A 16,108-nucleotide genomic window follows, 5' to 3' on the forward strand; every position below is an offset into this window, starting at 1 on the left:
TCCGCTCTTGAATCAGGCGGAAATGATCCGGTTCTTGCCCTGCCGTTTGGCCTCGTACATAGCCGCGTCTGCGCGGGCGAACAGGGTGTCGAGGCTTTCATCTTCCGGGGTAAGGCTGGTCAGGCCCTGGCTGACGGTGATGCCGAACGTCTGATCACCGTGGTTGAAGTTCAAGCGCTGAATTTCCCGTTGCAGCCGTTCGGCCACCTGCATCGCCATGTCCGGCGCACAGCCCGGGAAAACCGCAGCAAACTCTTCACCGCCAATCCGCCCGAACAGGTCGCCCCGGCGTAACGAGGCACGACCGCATTCGGCGATTCGTTGCAGCACGTTGTCGCCTTCCGGGTGGCCGTAGGTGTCGTTGATCACTTTGAAGTCATCGATGTCCAGCAGCAGGAACGCCATTTGCGCACCTTGCAGGCGGGCTTGTTCAAATTCCCGGTGGGCGCATTCGAAGAAGTGCCGGCGATTGCTGCTCTGGGTCAGCACGTCGGTGGTGGCCAGTCGCTGGAGCTCGGTTTCCATCTGCTTCTTGTCGGTGATGTCTTCGGCGATGCCGACGATGATCACCGGTTGCCCTGGTTCCTCCTGACGGTTTATGAAGCACTTGTCGCTGATCCAGCGCACCTGGCCGTCGGCGGCGATGATCCGGTATTCGCGGTCTTCCACGGCGCCTTTGTGCAGCACTTCGGCGAGGCTGCGTTCGGCGTATTCCAGATCGTCCGGGTAGATGCTGTCGCGCCACTGGTTGTAGTCGGCCAGCAACAGGCCCGCGGAACGACCGAAGATCCGCTCGTAAGCGGGGCTGACGTACAACACCTGACGGGTTTCCCAGTTGAAGGCCCACAGCACGGCGTTGACGCTGACCAGCAGCGAACTGAACAGCTGCTCGCGTTCGCTGAGCCGGGCGACTTCGCCCTGGGCGTGCATCAATGCCATCAGGGTTTGCGCGGCCTCGGGCCACTGGGGAGGGGATGAGTCTTTTTGATTGTTGTTGACCATCGACACGAATCTCAAAGGGCGTGCCGGGAAGTCGACAACGGCCACGGGAAAGCCCGCCGGGGGTGGCGAAGTGTCTTTGAGATAGGGGAACGGGGGTGAAGTTCCGAAGGGTGCGCCCTGGAACGGGGCGCACCGATCAACGGCATCAGGCGGCGACAGGGCGCAGCGAGTAGGTTTTCAACTGGTCGGCGAATTCACGCAAGGACTGGATGCCACTGGCCTCGGCCTCGTGTACCCATTCCTTGATGGCGGCGAGCATGTCGTGGCCATTTGCGCTGGTCTTGACCCAGATCTGCTGCAGGGCCAGACGTTTCTCGTAGATTACCTTCAGCGCCTGGCTGTGCTCGAGCATGTTCTGGATGCGCGCGTGGTGGCGATCTTCCAGCAGGCTGGTTTCACGGGAAAGCAGACGCTTGGCCCGGTGGAACTGGTGGCGTACCGAATGATCGACCTTGGCCAGTTCCTGTTTGACCAGCGGGCCAATCACCAGCTTGCGGTACTGGGCCATGATCTGGAAGCGGTTGTTGAGGATCGCCATGGCGGTGTCCATGTCCAGGCTGCCCTTGCCTTCGACGCGGTGGGCGATCGGGGCAACACGCTGGACCTTGGCCAGGCGCAGGAAGCTGAAGACCTGGATCCAGGCCCAGCCGAGGTCGAACTCCCACTTCTTGACCGACAGCTTGGCCGAGTTGGGGTAGGTGTGATGGTTGTTGTGCAGTTCTTCGCCGCCGATCAGGATGCCCCATGGCACCAGATTGGTCGCCGCGTCGCGGCATTCGAAGTTGCGGTAGCCGACGGCATGGCCGAGACCGTTGACCACACCGGCCGCCCAGACCGGAATCCACATCATCTGGATTGCCCAGATGGTGATGCCGATGGTGCCGAACAGCAGCAGGTCGACGACGGCCATGATCGCCACGCCCAGCAGCCGGTAACGGCTGTAGAGGTTGCGTTCGATCCAGTCTTCGGGGCAGTTCTTGCCGTAGATGCGCAGGGTTTCCGGGTTCTGCGCTTCTTCGCGGTACAGCTCGGCACCTTTGCGCAGGACCGTGGACAGACCCTTGACGACCGGACTGTGCGGGTCATCTTCGGTTTCGCATTTGGCGTGGTGTTTGCGGTGGATGGCGGTCCACTCGCGGGTGTTCTGCGCCGTGGTCAGCCACAGCCAGAAACGGAAGAAATGCTTCAGCCCGGCATTCAGCTCCAGGGAGCGATGGGCCGAGTAGCGGTGCAAGTAGACCGTGACGGCAACGATCGTCACGTGGGTCATCACCAGGGTGACGGCGACCAGCGACCAGGCCGACAAGCCAAGAAAACCTTCGTACCACATAGGCTATAGGGCCCTCGATAAAGAAAAAACAGCCGTTGCATTATCACCAAGCACACAGATAAAACCAGTCGCCCTTTCAGATAAGAGATGGCTGGATGTTTCTTGACCTATAATCCCGACATTTTTGTAGGGACATGGACGGCCGAATGTCTGCCACTTACCGCGATGCCTTGCGTGCAGCGCTGCTTTACCTGGTCCTTGCCGTGGTCTGGCTGCAAGGTACTGGTTATTTATTGAACAGTTTCTTCGATAGCTCTGACGAGTTGCTGCGCTGGCAACTGATCAACGGCTACCTGTTCGTGGCGCTCAGCGCCGGGTTGATCTTCCTGGCCCGGGCGCGGCTGTTCGAATGCCTGGGCATCGGCGCCCGATTGCGTGAACGCCAGGCGGATCGCGAACGCCTGCGTCAGGCCGCTGCGGTATTCGATTGCACCCGCGAAGGCGTGCTGGTCACGGACCGGCAGGGGCTGATCGTGCACGTCAATCGCGCCTTCATGGAAATCACCGGTTATCAGCGCGAGGAAGTCATTGGCCAGCAGCCCAGCCTGTTCAAGTCCGGGCACCATCCGCCGGGGTTCTATCAGGCGATGTTCGCCACCTTGCAGGCGAAGGACGAGTGGAGCGGCGAGATCTGGAACCGCCGTAAAAGCGGCGAGATCTACCCGCAGTGGCAGACGATCCGGGTGATCCGCGATGAAGACGGTCGGCTCAGCCACTACGTCGCGGTGTTCTCAGACATCAGCGCGATCAAAGATTCCGAGCATGAACTCAAGCACCTGGCCCACCACGATCCGCTGACCGACCTGCCCAACCGCCTGCTGTTCAGCGATCGCGCCGAACAGGCGCTGGCATCGGCGCAGACCCACAAGCGCGGTTGCGCGCTGCTGATGATCGATCTGGACCATTTCAAACTGATCAACGACAGCCTCGGCCACAATATCGGTGACCGTCTGCTCAAAGCGGTCGCCGCACGTTTGCAGGCATTGTTCGGGCCGGGCATCACCCTGGCGCGGCTGGGCGGCGACGAGTTCGCGGTCCTGCTGGAAAGTTGTCCACAGCCGGCGCAGGCGGCGGCGCTGGCTCAGCGCATTCTCGATGCGCTCAAGGAGCCGTTCTGCCTCGACGGACATGAGCTGTTCATCAACGCCAGTCTCGGTATCAGCCTGTTTCCCAGCGATGCACTAAGCGCCGAACAGCTGTTGCGCAACGCCGATGCGGCGCTGTTCAAGGCCAAGAGCAGTGGCCGTAACGGTTACGCGCTGTACACCGAAGAACTCACGGCCCACGCCCAGCAGCGGGTCGAAATCGCCTTCGAATTACGCCGCGCGCTGGAACAGCGGGAGCTGCGGGTCTACTACCAACCGGTACACGACCTGAAAACCAGTCGCCTGATCGGCGTCGAGGCGCTGGTGCGCTGGGAGCATCCGCAGCGAGGCCTGGTTTCGCCGGCAGAGTTCATCCCGATTGCCGAGCGCACCGGGCTGATCTCGGAAATCGACGCCTGGGTCATGCAGCAGGCCTGTCGGCAGATGTGCAAATGGCAGCAGGCCGGGGTGGTGCTGTCGTTTGTCGCGGTTAACGTGTCCTCGCGGTTATTCGCTCGCCGCGAGTTGTATCAGCAGGTGGCGCAGGTGCTGCACGAAACCGGTCTGGATCCGGCCTATCTGGAACTGGAGGTCACCGAAAGCGCGGTGATGGACGATCCGGAGGTCGCGCTGGAGCAGATGCATCGTCTGCGCGAGCTGGGCATTCGTCTGGCCATCGACGACTTCGGCACCGGTTATTCGTCGTTGCTGCGGCTCAAGCGCCTGCCGGTGCAGAAGCTCAAGATCGATCAGGGATTCGTCGCCGGCCTGCCGTGGGACGAGGACGACGCGGCGATCGTCCGGGTGATTATCGCCCTGGCCCGCAGCATGGGCATGCAGGTGCACGCCGAGGGCATCGAGCAGGCGGAACAGGCGACGTTCCTGCTGGGCCAGGCCTGTGATCTGGGGCAGGGCTACTGGTTCGGGCGGCCGGTTCCGGAAGCGCAAATCGACTGGAATCGGGCGCCCTTGATCGGTTAAGGGCGGCCTGCGGCGGGTTTGTCGGCGGGCAAATCCGCCGCAAACCCTTGCTGCATCACATAATGTTTTCCAGTTATATAAACATTCTTAAATAGTCTTTTTAAGAATATCCGCGCCTCTCTTATATTGCTCCCACGCCGAATGCAGTGCCGCCCACTGCCAGGCATATCCCATACAAAGGAGCAGCACCATGAGCGCATCCCTGCGTAGCGTTGACGGTCAGGACGAAAGCACCATTTTGCGCGAAATCCAGAGCGCCTTGCGCGACCTGCGTTTCGGCGCGGTGGAAATCACTGTGCATAACGCCCAGGTGGTCCAGATCGAACGCAAAGAGAAATTCCGTCTGCAGCAACCGGGTAACAAACCGGCCTGATTCGTAGTCTGCGGCAGCTCCTGCGGGGAGCTGTTGGCAGAAGCTGCCACAGGCTGCGGTCGTTGAATGAGCAACCCGATTCCAGCAATCCATAAGAAAAAGCCACCACCAAGAATTCCAGGAGCTTTCACCATGTCGTCGATTCGCCGTTACGCTTTGGCCGCCCTGGCCAGTGCTGTGTTTGCCGGTTCCGCGGTTGCCAAGGATTACGAACTGCTCAACGTGTCGTATGACCCGACGCGCGAGCTGTATCAGGACTACAACGCCGAGTTCGTGAAGTACTGGCAGTCGGAGCACGCCGGCGACACCGTGAAAATCCAGCAATCCCACGGCGGTTCGGGCAAGCAGGGCCGTGCGGTGATCGATGGTCTGCGCGCCGATGTCGTGACCCTGGCCCTGGCCGGCGACATCGACGAAATCGCCAAACTCGGCAAGACCCTGCCGGCCGACTGGCAGAAGCGTCTGCCGGAAGCCAGCACTCCGTACACCTCGACCATTGTGTTCCTGGTGCGCAAGGGCAACCCGAAAGGCATCAAGGACTGGGGCGACCTGGTCAAGAACGACGTCTCGGTGATTACCCCGAACCCGAAAACTTCCGGCGGTGCGCGCTGGAACTTCCTCGCCGCGTGGGCCTACGGCCTGAAAGCCAACGGCGGCAACGAAGCCAAAGCCAAGGAATACGTACAGACCCTGTTCAAGCACGTTCCGGTTCTGGACACCGGCGCCCGTGGCTCGACCATCACCTTCGTCAACAACGGTCAGGGTGACGTGTTGCTGGCCTGGGAAAACGAAGCCTTCCTGGCGCTGAAAGAAGACGGCGGCAAGGACAAGTTCGACATCGTCGTGCCTTCGCTGTCGATCCTCGCCGAACCACCGGTGGCCGTGGTCGACAAGAACGCCGAGAAGAAGGGCAACGAGCAGATCGCCGAAGCCTACCTCAAGCACCTGTACAGCCCGGCCGGCCAGGAAATCGCGGCGAAGAACTTCTACCGCCCGCGTGACAAGGACGTGGCAGCCAAGTACGCCCAGCAGTTCCCGAAACTGGAGCTGGTGACCATCGACAAGGACTTCGGCGGCTGGAAAACCGCACAGCCGAAATTCTTCAACGACGGAGGCGTGTTCGACCAGATCTATCAGGCGCAGTAAGTTTCAATAGCCTAAAACGAGCCCCGGATTTATGTTCGGGGCTTTGCGCGTTCTCAAACCAAGGACTTTTATGTCGCGTCGTATCTCCCCCGTCATACCCGGCTTCGGGCTGACGCTGGGCTACACCTTGGTGTACCTCAGCCTGATTGTGCTTATCCCGCTGGCGGCGATGTTCGTCCACGCCGCCCAACTCACCTGGGATCAGTTCTGGACGATCATCTCCGCGCCCCGCGTTCTCGCCGCATTGAAGCTGAGCTTCGGCACCGCGCTGTGCGCCGCGATCATCAACGGCATCATCGGCACGTTGCTGGCCTGGGTGCTGGTGCGCTACACGTTCCCGGGACGCAAGGTGATCGACGCGATGATCGATCTGCCGTTCGCCCTGCCGACCGCCGTGGCCGGTATTGCGCTGACGGCGCTGTACACGCCGACCGGGCTGGTCGGGCAGTTCGCCGCTGACCTCGGTTTCAAGATCGCCTACACCCCGCTCGGGATCACGTTGGCGCTAACCTTCGTGACCCTGCCGTTCGTGGTGCGCACGGTGCAGCCGGTGCTGGCCGACATCCCGCGTGAAGTCGAAGAGGCGGCCGCCTGCCTCGGTGCCAAACCGTTGCAGGTGTTCCGTCACATCCTGCTGCCGGCGCTGTTGCCGGCCTGGCTGACCGGTTTTGCACTGGCGTTTGCCCGTGGCGTCGGCGAGTACGGTTCGGTGATTTTCATCGCCGGCAACATGCCGATGAAAACCGAGATCCTGCCGCTGCTGATCATGGTCAAGCTCGACCAGTACGATTACACCGGCGCTACCTCCATCGGCGTGTTGATGCTGGTGGTTTCCTTCGTCCTGTTGCTGCTGATCAACTTGCTGCAGCGGCGCATCGAAACCCCATAAGGAGGCGCGAACCATGTCCCAATCGTCTATTGCGGCCGCTTCCTCGGCCAACGCCGCCCGCCGTGGCAGCGCCACTTCGCGGCGGATCCTGATCGGCCTCGGCTGGCTGATTTTCTTCCTGTTTCTGGTGCTGCCGCTGTTCATCGTGGTGTCGCAGGGATTGAAGAACGGCCTTGGCGCGTTCTTCACCGCGATCTTTGAGCCGGATGCCTTGTCGGCCCTGAAACTCACCGTGATTGCGGTGCTGATTTCGGTGCCGCTGAACCTGGTGTTCGGCGTCAGCGCCGCATGGTGCGTGAGCAAATACTCGTTCCGTGGCAAAAGTATGCTGGTGACGCTGATCGACCTTCCGTTCTCGGTGTCGCCGGTGATCGCAGGTCTGGTCTACGTGTTGATGTTCGGCGCCCAGGGCCTGTTCGGGCCGTGGCTGCAGGATCACGACATCCAGATCGTCTTCGCCCTGCCGGGCATCGTGCTGGCGACGATCTTCGTCACCGTGCCGTTCGTGGCCCGTGAGCTGATCCCGCTGATGCAGGAACAAGGCACTCAGGAGGAGGAAGCCGCGCGTCTGCTCGGCGCCAATGGCTGGCAGATGTTCTGGCACGTGACCGTCCCCAACATCAAATGGGGCCTGATCTATGGCGTGGTGCTGTGTACCGCGCGGGCCATGGGTGAGTTCGGTGCGGTGTCGGTGGTCTCCGGGCACATTCGCGGGGTGACCAACACCTTGCCGCTGCACGTCGAGATCCTCTACAACGAATACAACCACGTGGCCGCGTTCGCCGTGGCGAGCCTGTTGCTGATCCTGGCGCTCTTCATCCTGCTGCTCAAGCAGTGGAGCGAAAACCGTATCAACCGCCTGCGCGCCAGCGCCGCGGAGGAATAATTCATGTCGATCGAAGTGCGTAACGTCAGCAAGAATTTCAATGCGTTCAAGGCGCTGGACAACATCAGCCTGGACATCCACAGCGGTGAACTGGTAGCGCTGCTCGGCCCGTCGGGCTGCGGCAAGACCACGTTGCTGCGCATTATTGCCGGTCTGGAAACCCCGGATAACGGCAACATCGTGTTCCACGGCGAAGACGTATCCGGCCACGACGTGCGGGATCGCAATGTCGGTTTCGTGTTCCAGCACTACGCTTTGTTCCGCCACATGACGGTGTTCGACAACGTCGCGTTCGGCCTGCGCATGAAGCCGAAGAACCAGCGCCCGACTGAAAGCCAGATCGCGACCAAGGTCCACGAGCTGCTGAACATGGTGCAACTGGACTGGCTGTCGGATCGTTATCCGGAGCAACTGTCCGGCGGCCAGCGTCAGCGTATCGCGCTGGCCCGCGCCCTGGCGGTAGAGCCGAAAGTGCTGCTGCTCGACGAGCCGTTCGGCGCCCTCGACGCCAAGGTGCGCAAAGAGCTGCGCCGCTGGCTGGCGCGCCTGCACGAAGACATCAACCTGACCTCGGTGTTCGTGACCCACGACCAGGAAGAGGCGATGGAAGTGGCCGACCGCATCGTGGTGATGAACAAAGGTGTGATCGAGCAGATCGGCTCACCGGGCGACGTCTACGAAAACCCGGCCAGCGATTTCGTCTATCACTTCCTCGGCGATTCGAACCGCCTGCATCTGGGCGATGACAATCACGTGCTGTTCCGTCCGCACGAAGTGTCGCTGTCGCGGCATGAGCTGGAGGATCACCACGCCGCTGAAGTCCGCGATATCCGGCCGCTGGGCGCGACCACGCGGGTGACGTTGAAGGTTGAGGGGCAGAGCGATCTGATCGAGGCGGAAGTGGTGAAGGACCACGACAGCCTGACCGGTTTGGCGAAAGGTGAGACGTTGTTCTTCAAGCCGAAGGTCTGGCAGAAAGTCGCCAACGTTTGATCTCGCTCGTTCCCACGCTCTGCGTGGGAACGCCGCTATGGACGCTCCGCATCCACTGTGACGCGGAGCGTCACGGGATTCATTCCCACGCAGAGCGTGGGAACGAGCGAGCCGGGCAGTGGTTCAGACAGCCGCACGATTCGGATTGACCCGCACCACACCCGCCCGCGCCTCGATCTGCTCTTTCAGCTCATGCCGCATCCCGAGCATGAACGCCAGCTCGGCCACTACAAACAGCGGCCCGACAATCAGTCCGCTCAAGTCATCGACAAACGCCGGTTTGCGCCCTTCATAGTGGTGCCCGACAAACTGGATCGCCCAGCCGATCACGAACATCGCCAGACCGCTGCTGAGCCAGACCATGGTGCTCTGCTGCGCCAATACATGTCCGGCCCAGACCGATAGCCCCATCAACACGGTCATCAAAACCCCGAGCTTCAGTTCCAGACGCAGGTAAAACCACGCCGAAGCAAGGGCAGCGATCACCGCCGGGGAGATCCACAATCCGCCCACCGACCATTCCGGCCGCGACAACAGCACGGCCACCGCCACCACAATCAGCGGAATCCCGATAAAGTGGCTGGCGATGTTGCGCGGGTCACGGTGGTAAGCGGCGTATTGACTCAAATGATCGACGAGGCTTTTCATTGTTGTTCCTCCTGTAGGGTGATCGAATCATGCCCCGGGTTCACGGCTCGCTCTGTCAGGCAGGCGACAGTCTTTAGGAGAACGCATGGATAAGGTCTGGCGCGAGCGCCTGCTGACCGGGCAATGGTTCAGTCATCTGCCTTCGTCCTTTCAGGATAGTCTGCTGGCAGCGGCCCGGGAGCGGCGGCTGTCGGCGGGGCAGCGGCTGTTCCAGCGCGGTGATGCGCCGTGCGGGTTGTACGCGGTGCTCGATGGTGCGGTGCGTATCGGCGCGGTCAGCGAGCAGGGCAAGGAGGCGTTGCTGAGCCTGGTGGAAGCGCCGCACTGGTTCGGCGAAATCTGCCTGTTCGACGGCCAGCCCCGCACCCACGATGCCTACGCGGTCGGGTCTTGCACCTTGCTGAACATTCCCCAGGCCACGCTGCTGAAAATGCTCGACGAGCAACCCGTCTACTGGCGGCATCTCGCTCTGTTGATGAGCCACAAACTGCGCCTGACCTTCATCAATCTCGAACAGCTGAGCCTGCTGCCGGCCCCGGCGCGACTGGCCCATCGCTTGCTGATGATCGCCGAAGGCTACGGCGAACTCGACCCACCACGCCGGGTGCTGCAACTGCCTCAGGAACAGCTGGCGTCGATGCTGTCGCTGTCGCGGCAGACCACCAACCAGATCCTCAAGGACCTGAAAGATCAGGGAATTATTGGTCTCGGCTATGGGGAAATCGAGATTCTGGACATGGAAAAACTGCGTGCCACCTGTCAGATCTGACAGTGGTGGGCTCCTATTGGGCGGTGTACAACAAGTGTGTCAAATACGACCGCCCAAGGAGTTGGAACCGATGAACAGTAAAGCTACCGGCACCGCTGATTACTCTAACCTCCCTATCAATAAAAGCGTCCCCGCACCAGTCGTTGTCAAACCCCAAGGTGACGTCAACAACCCGGTTGAATTTTCGGGTACTGGTCTGGCTGGGTGGTGGGTATGGATCATGAAAGTTCCGATTGATGGTGACTCGTTTGCTTCAACTCAAGTCGGCCCGGATGGTATTTGGTCTGTGAAAGAGAAACTGCTTGCAGCTGAATATGAGGCTTTCGCTGTGCAGACGGATAATCGTGAAAGGTCTGATTGGAGCCCGTTTTTCAAGTTCAAGGTCGAATAAGGACGCACCAGCCGCAAGCTGATTTCCAACCCTGCCGCACTGGGACGGTTAGTGAAGTAGAAAGCCCCTGAACATTCAACATTGCTGTCGATGGGCAGGGGCTTTTTTGAGGAGTCTGTTTGAGTTACGAACCGCGATAAGTGGAGAAACCATACGGGCTCAGCAGCAACGGAATGTGATAGTGCTGATCCGTCTGCTTCACTTGAAAGATCACCGGAATCTCCGGAAAAAACGTCTCGTGCTTTGTCTTCTCGAAGTACTCGCCTGTCTTGAATACCACCCGATATTCACCCGCCTCGAACGGTTTGTTCGCCGGGAACAGTTCGGCGATCCGCCCCTGTTCATTGGTGGTGCCCTGCGCCAGCGGCTGCCAGTCCTGGCCGACATGGCGCTCCAGCGTCACGTTGATGCCCGGCGATGGCAGGCCGTTTTCCAGATTGAGTACATGCACGCTCAGCGGATTGCCGGCGGCCAGCGCCAGGCTCGAAAAAGCGCTCAGGCCGAGCGCGGCAAAAGTCATGCGCAGTGGGGTCATGGTGATGCTCCTGGGTTCAAATACGGTTGATGGAAAGGCCGACGATGTCGGCAGCCTTGATCGCGCAGTTCTCGTCTTGCTCGCCGCCGCCGGAACCGGCCACGCCCATGGCGCCGACCAGTTCCTTGCCAGCGAACAGAGGGATGCCGCCGCCGAGCAAAAGCAGCTCGTCGAGGGTGTTGAGGTTGGCGGTTTCCGGGTTGCTGCGGGCGCGCTCGGCGAACAACCGGGTCGGGGTTTTCGTCGACAGCGCGGTGTAGGCCTTGCGTTGGCTGGCGACGGTGTTGTGCGGGCCGATACCGTCGCCGCGCAAGGTCACCAATAGGTTGCCGCCACGGTCGAGCACCGATACCGTGCCGGTGCAGTTTTCCAGCGCTGTGTCGGCCAGCAGCCGTGCGGTTTTCAGATCGAGATCGGCGTGACGGGGTAGCTCAGGCGCGGCGATTGCGGCAGTGCCGAGGCCGATTGCCAGGCTGGCAACCAAGTATTTAGCGGACATGGGTAGGCTCCAGAAGCGAAGGCCGCCACCTTATCCGCCGGTCCCCGTCGAAACCTCGTCAGCCGGATTACAAGTTTGTAATGGGCAACGCCGCCGAAGGAGCCTAGCCTGTGCCTCTGATCAATCGAGGTGTGCCATGCGTTTGCTGGTCGTAGAAGATGAAGCCAAAACTGCGAATTTCCTCGCCAAAGGGCTGGGCGAGTCGGGTTTTGCCGTGGATGTGGCGCTCAATGGTCTCGACGGGCGCTACTTCATCGAGCAGCAGGAATATGACCTGATCATCCTCGACGTGATGTTGCCGGGCCTCAACGGCTGGCAATTGCTGCAGTTGATCCGCCAGCGCGGCGCCACGCCGGTGCTGTTCCTGACGGCGAAGGACGCTATCGAAGACCGCGTGCGTGGCCTCGAACTGGGGGCGGATGACTATTTGCTCAAGCCATTCGCCTTCGCCGAACTGCTGGCGCGGGTGCGCACGTTGTTGCGGCGCGGGCCGATGCGCGAGGCCGAGTCGTACAGCATCGCTGACCTGGAAATCGACGTGCTGCGCCGCCGGGTCAGCCGTGGCGGCCAGCGCATCGCCCTGACCAACAAGGAATTCGCCCTCCTGCATTTGCTCGCCAGCCGACAGGGTGAAGTGCTGTCGCGCACGCTGATTGCTTCGCAGGTGTGGAACCTGAATTTCGACAGCGACACCAACATGGTCGAAGTCGCGGTGCGTCGGCTGCGTTCGAAAGTCGATGATCCGTACATGCCCAAACTGATCCACACCGTGCGCGGGGTCGGCTATCAACTCGAAGCGCCCGACGATGCGCGCTAGATCCATCGCCTGGCGCCTGGCTCTGGCGTTCGCTGCCGTCTGCGCGCTGGTACTCAGCGCGATTGGCGTGTTCCTGTATCGCTCGCTGGCCTCGGAAATCGCCTGGCGCGACGACATGGCGTTGCTCGGTCGCCTGGAACAGGTGCGCGCGCTGCTCGCCGACAGTGACAGCCTCGACGCCTTGCAGGCACGGCCACGGTTGTACCAGAACATGCTCGGCAACCTCGACAGTCTGCTGCTGGTGCAACGCGCGGACGGCTCGAACGTAATCACGATCAATCCTCGCCAACGTGCACTGCCTGCGGTGCAGGCCATCCCCCGGGATCAACCGCCGCAACGCAGCGATGTGCTGACCTGGCAGGCGGCGGACGGTGTCGAACTGGCCCTGTTGTCAGGAAAGGCCCAAGGGCCGAACGGCGAAGCGCTGACCGTGATCGCCGGCAAGGTCTTGAGCGAGCGCGAGCAGATGCTCGGCAGCTATCGCCTGCGCTTGTATCTGGCCGTCGGCCTGGGTGCCGTGCTCGCCTTCACGCTGGGCCTGGTGCTGTTGCGCCGTGGTTTGCGGCCTCTGCGCAAGCTGAGTGAAGCGCTGCGCGGCATCGACCTGCGCAGCCTCGACCAACGCGTCCCCACCGCCGGCACGCCAGCGGAATTACTGGAGCCGGTGCACGCGCTGAACGGCATGCTGGTGCGGCTGGACGACGGCTTCCAGCGCCTCTCACAGTTTTCCGCCGACCTCGCCCATGAAATCCGCACGCCGCTGCACACCTTGCTCGCAAGCAACGGCCAGGCACTGAATTATCCGCGCAGCAGCACCGAGTATCAGGAAGTGCTGGCGTCGAACATGGAAGAGTTCGAACGGCTCAAGCGCATGGCCGAAAACCTGATGTTTCTCGCCCGCGCCGAGCAGGCTGAGCGAGCGCTCGATCTGCGCCCGCTGGAGCTGCACCAAATCGGCGAAGAGTTGTGCGACTACTTCGAAGCTCTGGCCGATGACCGGGAAATCCGCCTCGAAAACACGTTCAGCGGAGAGTTGCTGGCGGATCAGCAACTGCTGCAACGCGCCTTGGGCAATCTGTTGGCCAACGCCGTACGCCATGCCGATGCCGGCTCGGTCATCAGCCTGCGCCGACGCGATGAGCCAGGCCTGTGCTGGCTGCAAGTGCACAACCTCGGCCCGGTCATCGCGGATGAGCATCTGGGCAAACTGTTCGACCGCTTCTACCGCGTCGACCCGTCCCGCGCGGAGCCAGGAGACTCCGGCGGATTGGGACTGGCAATCGTGCAGTCGATCATGCAGTTGCATGGGGGGCGGGTGCGGGTCAGCAGTGATGCAACGGGTACGGTTTTTGAGCTTGGATTTGCAGCGATCTGAATGGCTTCTTCGCGGGCAAGCCCGCTCCCACAGTAGTCGAGGTGTGACGCGGATTTTTGTACGCCCCAATCCTTGTGGGAGCGGGCTTGCCCGCGAAGAGGCTGGTCGATTCAGAACAAATTCCAACCCCTTCAGCGCAACTGATCCCGAAACTGCCCCGGCGTCATCCCCGTCCAGCGCTTGAACGCGCGGCTGAAGCTGCTGGTATCGGCAAATCCCAACAGATAACTGACCTCGCTCAGCGAGCATTGCGGATCGCGCAGGTGCAGCAGCGCGAGGTTTTCGCGGCTTTCATTCAGCAGGGTGTCGAAGCGACAACCCTCGTCCGCCAGGTGCCGTTGCAGGCTGCGCAGGCTCAGGTGCAGGGTCTGGGCGATGCGTTCGGCGCTGGGTTCGCCTTCGGGCAGTTGTTCTTCGATGGCGTCGCGCACCTTGCGCTCCCAGGTCAGCGGTTTGAGCTGGGCGAGGGTGCGTTTGAGCACCGCTTCGTTGTGCTCGGCCAGCTCCGGGTTGGCGTCGTCGAGGTGGCTGTCGAAGTCGGCGAGGGCGAATTCGATGCGGTCTTCTTCGGCGGAAAAATGCACCGGCGAGCGGAACACCTTGTGCCATTGATGCGCATCGGCCGGTTCCGGGCGGCGCAGATACACCGCCAGTGGCGCGTAGTCGCGGCCGAGGCGATTGCGGCAGGTGCGCACGTAGATGGCGGCAAAGGCGTCGATGGCCTCGAAGGCGGGCGCCGGGTTGTCGGCCGGAATTTTCAGGTGAAACCGGTAGCGATCTTCGGTGCGGGTCAGCTCCAGTTCCAGCGCGTCGCTGACCACCTGGTGATAACGCACGATCCGCTCGAACACTTCCCGCAGGCTGCCGCTGGCCACCAACGCGTAGCCCAATGCGTGAAACGTCGTGGGGCTGACGAACCGCGACACCCGCAAGCCGATTGCCGGATCGCCGCTGACCTGCACCGCGATTTCCCACAGGCGTGTGGTCGCGGACAACGGATAGCGGGCATTCGGGTCGTCCATCAATTGCGGATCGAGCCCGGCCTGCTGGCACAGGGCAGTGCTGTCCAGCCCCAGCGCGTCGAGTTGCTTGCGCAGGGCACGGGTCCAGCTGGCGAGAGAAGTCGGTTCCTTCATGCTGGTTGGCGCTTCCGGTCAACAGGTTGGCGTTCTCGGCTACCGCGTCCGGACCCTGCGCGGGGCAGGATACGAACATCAATAACCAGAGGATGGAAGCATGGACCGTACTTCTGCAAGTCCCCAGCGACACAATGCTGCCCAGCGATCAGCGCATATTCGCGAAGTGGTGCTGGCAAAAGGCGTCGAGTTGCGCGAGCGCTACCCGATTCTCAACCATCAGGACGCCCTCGGCGCGGGGATTCTGGTGTTTGCCCTGGCCGGGATGATCGGTTCGGCGGCGCTCTATATCACCGGGCACATGGCGTGGTGGGCGTGCCTGCTGCTCAACGCGTTTTTTGCCTCGCTGACCCATGAGCTCGAACACGACCTGATCCACAGCATGTATTTCCGCAAACAGCGCGTGCCGCACAATCTGATGATGGGCTTGGTGTGGCTGGCGCGGCCGAGCACGATCAACCCGTGGATCCGCCGCCATCTGCACCTCAATCATCACAAGGTGTCCGGTACCGAAACCGACATGGAAGAACGGGCGATCACCAATGGCGAGCCTTGGGGTTTCGCGCGGTTGCTGATGGTCGGCGACAATGTGATGTCGGCGTTCATCCGCATGCTGCGGGCCAAGACCTGGGCGCATAAGTTCAGCATCATCAAACGCACTTTGAAGGTCTACGCGCCGCTGGCGCTGGTGCATTGGGGCGCGTGGTACGTGTTTCTCGGGTTCCATGCGGCCAATGGCATCGCTTACTTGATGGGCGCGCCGATTGATTGGTCGGCGACCACGTTGTCGGTGATGCAGGTGATCGACATCGCCGCCGTGGTGATCATTGGCCCGAACGTGTTGCGCACCTTCTGCCTGCACTTCATCAGTTCGAACATGCATTACTACGGGGATGTGGAGCCGGGTAATGTGCTTCAGCAGTGCCAGGTGTTGAATCCGTGGTGGCTGTGGCCGTTGCAGGCGTTCTGCTTCAACTTCGGCAGCAGTCACGGGATTCATCATTTCGTGGTGAAGGAGCCGTTTTACATTCGCCAGCTGACGGTGCCGGTGGCGCACAAGGTGATGCGGGAGATGGGGGTTCGGTTCAACGATTTCGGGACGTTTGGGCGGGCGAACAGGTTTGTTCGCAAGGAAAATGAAGGGTTGGTGGGTAAGGCGATCGAGGTGAACTGACTTTGTGTTTTCGGCTGGAGATCCAGCCCTCACCCTAACCCTCTCCCGGGGGGAGAGGGGACTGATTGGGGGATATTGG

17 protein-coding genes are annotated in these 16,108 nt (G+C 61.4%); 11 read left to right on the forward strand and 6 right to left on the reverse strand.

Features of this window, described 5'->3' with window-relative positions; all coding sequences use genetic code 11:
* Positions 1 to 12 precede the first annotated feature (12 nt).
* Together C1X29_RS16375 and desA are read right to left on the reverse strand one after the other, a co-directional pair.
* The gene (locus C1X29_RS16375; protein ID WP_102717906.1) at positions 13 to 1,002 is read right to left on the reverse strand and encodes a sensor domain-containing diguanylate cyclase; all 990 of its coding nucleotides are present in this window, start codon (positions 1,000 to 1,002) and stop codon (positions 13 to 15) included.
* A gap of 145 nt (positions 1,003 to 1,147) precedes the next feature.
* A complete protein-coding gene (desA, locus tag C1X29_RS16380) occupies positions 1,148 to 2,332 on the reverse strand; it encodes a delta-9 fatty acid desaturase DesA (RefSeq protein ID WP_039772978.1) in 1,185 nt (394 codons plus the stop codon).
* Positions 2,333 to 2,478: 146 nt separating this feature from the next.
* Between desA and dibA the strand changes: the two genes are divergently transcribed.
* The 6 genes from dibA (at position 2,479) to C1X29_RS16410 (ending at position 8,685) form a co-directional block, all read left to right on the forward strand.
* A complete protein-coding gene (gene dibA, locus C1X29_RS16385; protein ID WP_102717907.1) occupies positions 2,479 to 4,398 on the forward strand; it encodes a phosphodiesterase DibA in 1,920 nt (639 codons plus the stop codon).
* 190 nt (positions 4,399 to 4,588) lie between these two features.
* Entirely contained in the window at positions 4,589 to 4,771 is a 183-nt protein-coding gene (gene oscA / locus C1X29_RS16390) for a sulfur starvation response protein OscA (RefSeq protein ID WP_007952821.1), read from the forward strand.
* Between the two features lie 132 nt (positions 4,772 to 4,903).
* The gene (locus tag C1X29_RS16395) at positions 4,904 to 5,917 is read left to right on the forward strand and encodes a sulfate ABC transporter substrate-binding protein (RefSeq protein ID WP_007952819.1); all 1,014 of its coding nucleotides are present in this window, start codon (positions 4,904 to 4,906) and stop codon (positions 5,915 to 5,917) included.
* A gap of 70 nt (positions 5,918 to 5,987) precedes the next feature.
* Positions 5,988 to 6,806, forward strand: coding sequence for a sulfate ABC transporter permease subunit CysT (gene cysT / locus C1X29_RS16400; protein ID WP_007952818.1), 819 nt, complete (start codon positions 5,988 to 5,990; stop codon positions 6,804 to 6,806).
* Positions 6,807 to 6,819: 13 nt separating this feature from the next.
* Positions 6,820 to 7,692, forward strand: a complete 873-nt coding sequence (gene cysW / locus C1X29_RS16405) for a sulfate ABC transporter permease subunit CysW (protein ID WP_007952817.1) — start codon at positions 6,820 to 6,822, stop codon at positions 7,690 to 7,692.
* 3 nt (positions 7,693 to 7,695) lie between these two features.
* Positions 7,696 to 8,685 carry a sulfate/molybdate ABC transporter ATP-binding protein gene (locus tag C1X29_RS16410; protein WP_102687462.1) on the forward strand — a complete coding sequence of 330 codons (990 nt, stop codon included), beginning with the start codon at positions 7,696 to 7,698 and terminating at the stop codon, positions 8,683 to 8,685.
* A gap of 123 nt (positions 8,686 to 8,808) precedes the next feature.
* Here C1X29_RS16410 and C1X29_RS16415 read toward each other — a convergent pair whose 3' ends face one another.
* Positions 8,809 to 9,333 (reverse strand): DUF962 domain-containing protein, encoded by a 525-nt coding sequence (locus tag C1X29_RS16415; protein ID WP_102687463.1) that lies wholly within the window; start codon positions 9,331 to 9,333, stop codon positions 8,809 to 8,811.
* 85 nt (positions 9,334 to 9,418) lie between these two features.
* Here C1X29_RS16415 and C1X29_RS16420 point away from each other — a divergent pair, with 85 nt between their 5' ends.
* On the forward strand, positions 9,419 to 10,102 hold the full coding sequence (locus C1X29_RS16420; RefSeq protein WP_102717908.1) for a Crp/Fnr family transcriptional regulator: 684 nt from the start codon (positions 9,419 to 9,421) through the stop codon (positions 10,100 to 10,102).
* Positions 10,103 to 10,172: 70 nt separating this feature from the next.
* Positions 10,173 to 10,493, forward strand: a complete 321-nt coding sequence (locus C1X29_RS16425) for a hypothetical protein (protein WP_085746300.1) — start codon at positions 10,173 to 10,175, stop codon at positions 10,491 to 10,493.
* A 124-nt stretch (positions 10,494 to 10,617) separates the two neighbouring features.
* Here C1X29_RS16425 and uraH read toward each other — a convergent pair whose 3' ends face one another.
* On the reverse strand, positions 10,618 to 11,028 hold the full coding sequence (gene uraH / locus C1X29_RS16430) for a hydroxyisourate hydrolase (protein WP_102717909.1): 411 nt from the start codon (positions 11,026 to 11,028) through the stop codon (positions 10,618 to 10,620).
* A gap of 16 nt (positions 11,029 to 11,044) precedes the next feature.
* Positions 11,045 to 11,527, reverse strand: a complete 483-nt coding sequence (locus C1X29_RS16435) for a heme-binding protein (protein ID WP_102687467.1) — start codon at positions 11,525 to 11,527, stop codon at positions 11,045 to 11,047.
* A gap of 136 nt (positions 11,528 to 11,663) precedes the next feature.
* Between C1X29_RS16435 and C1X29_RS16440 the strand changes: the two genes are divergently transcribed.
* Positions 11,664 to 12,344, forward strand: coding sequence for a heavy metal response regulator transcription factor (locus C1X29_RS16440; RefSeq protein WP_085697973.1), 681 nt, complete (start codon positions 11,664 to 11,666; stop codon positions 12,342 to 12,344).
* Positions 12,334 to 13,719: a heavy metal sensor histidine kinase gene (locus tag C1X29_RS16445; protein WP_102717910.1), complete on the forward strand. Its 1,386-nt coding sequence runs from the start codon at positions 12,334 to 12,336 to the stop codon at positions 13,717 to 13,719. Before C1X29_RS16440 ends, C1X29_RS16445 begins: the two co-directional genes overlap by 11 nt.
* A 131-nt stretch (positions 13,720 to 13,850) precedes the next feature.
* On the opposite strand, the gene C1X29_RS16450 is transcribed toward C1X29_RS16445, so the two are convergent.
* The gene (locus C1X29_RS16450) at positions 13,851 to 14,855 is read right to left on the reverse strand and encodes an AraC family transcriptional regulator (protein WP_102717911.1); all 1,005 of its coding nucleotides are present in this window, start codon (positions 14,853 to 14,855) and stop codon (positions 13,851 to 13,853) included.
* Between the two features lie 100 nt (positions 14,856 to 14,955).
* Between C1X29_RS16450 and C1X29_RS16455 the strand changes: the two genes are divergently transcribed.
* A complete protein-coding gene (locus C1X29_RS16455) occupies positions 14,956 to 16,029 on the forward strand; it encodes a fatty acid desaturase (protein WP_102717912.1) in 1,074 nt (357 codons plus the stop codon).
* The last annotated feature ends 79 nt before the right edge of the window (positions 16,030 to 16,108 follow it).

The organism is Pseudomonas sp. GW456-12-10-14-LB2 (assembly GCF_002884345.1).
Classification (GTDB): Bacteria; Pseudomonadota; Gammaproteobacteria; order Pseudomonadales; family Pseudomonadaceae; genus Aquipseudomonas; species Aquipseudomonas paraglycinae.

What these genes read in the sequence shown, in the direction of transcription:
- C1X29_RS16375 (WP_102717906.1), bottom strand. Translation starts at nt 1,002, where the DNA reads ATGGTCAACAACAATCAAAAAGACTCATCCCCTCCCCAGTGGCCCGAG.
- desA (WP_039772978.1), bottom strand. Translation starts at nt 2,332, where the DNA reads ATGTGGTACGAAGGTTTTCTTGGCTTGTCGGCCTGGTCGCTGGTCGCC.
- dibA (WP_102717907.1), top strand. Translation starts at nt 2,479, where the DNA reads ATGTCTGCCACTTACCGCGATGCCTTGCGTGCAGCGCTGCTTTACCTG.
- oscA (WP_007952821.1), top strand. Translation starts at nt 4,589, where the DNA reads ATGAGCGCATCCCTGCGTAGCGTTGACGGTCAGGACGAAAGCACCATT.
- C1X29_RS16395 (WP_007952819.1), top strand. Translation starts at nt 4,904, where the DNA reads ATGTCGTCGATTCGCCGTTACGCTTTGGCCGCCCTGGCCAGTGCTGTG.
- cysT (WP_007952818.1), top strand. Translation starts at nt 5,988, where the DNA reads ATGTCGCGTCGTATCTCCCCCGTCATACCCGGCTTCGGGCTGACGCTG.
- cysW (WP_007952817.1), top strand. Translation starts at nt 6,820, where the DNA reads ATGTCCCAATCGTCTATTGCGGCCGCTTCCTCGGCCAACGCCGCCCGC.
- C1X29_RS16410 (WP_102687462.1), top strand. Translation starts at nt 7,696, where the DNA reads ATGTCGATCGAAGTGCGTAACGTCAGCAAGAATTTCAATGCGTTCAAG.
- C1X29_RS16415 (WP_102687463.1), bottom strand. Translation starts at nt 9,333, where the DNA reads ATGAAAAGCCTCGTCGATCATTTGAGTCAATACGCCGCTTACCACCGT.
- C1X29_RS16420 (WP_102717908.1), top strand. Translation starts at nt 9,419, where the DNA reads ATGGATAAGGTCTGGCGCGAGCGCCTGCTGACCGGGCAATGGTTCAGT.
- C1X29_RS16425 (WP_085746300.1), top strand. Translation starts at nt 10,173, where the DNA reads ATGAACAGTAAAGCTACCGGCACCGCTGATTACTCTAACCTCCCTATC.
- uraH (WP_102717909.1), bottom strand. Translation starts at nt 11,028, where the DNA reads ATGACCCCACTGCGCATGACTTTTGCCGCGCTCGGCCTGAGCGCTTTT.
- C1X29_RS16435 (WP_102687467.1), bottom strand. Translation starts at nt 11,527, where the DNA reads ATGTCCGCTAAATACTTGGTTGCCAGCCTGGCAATCGGCCTCGGCACT.
- C1X29_RS16440 (WP_085697973.1), top strand. Translation starts at nt 11,664, where the DNA reads ATGCGTTTGCTGGTCGTAGAAGATGAAGCCAAAACTGCGAATTTCCTC.
- C1X29_RS16445 (WP_102717910.1), top strand. Translation starts at nt 12,334, where the DNA reads ATGCGCGCTAGATCCATCGCCTGGCGCCTGGCTCTGGCGTTCGCTGCC.
- C1X29_RS16450 (WP_102717911.1), bottom strand. Translation starts at nt 14,855, where the DNA reads ATGAAGGAACCGACTTCTCTCGCCAGCTGGACCCGTGCCCTGCGCAAG.
- C1X29_RS16455 (WP_102717912.1), top strand. Translation starts at nt 14,956, where the DNA reads ATGGACCGTACTTCTGCAAGTCCCCAGCGACACAATGCTGCCCAGCGA.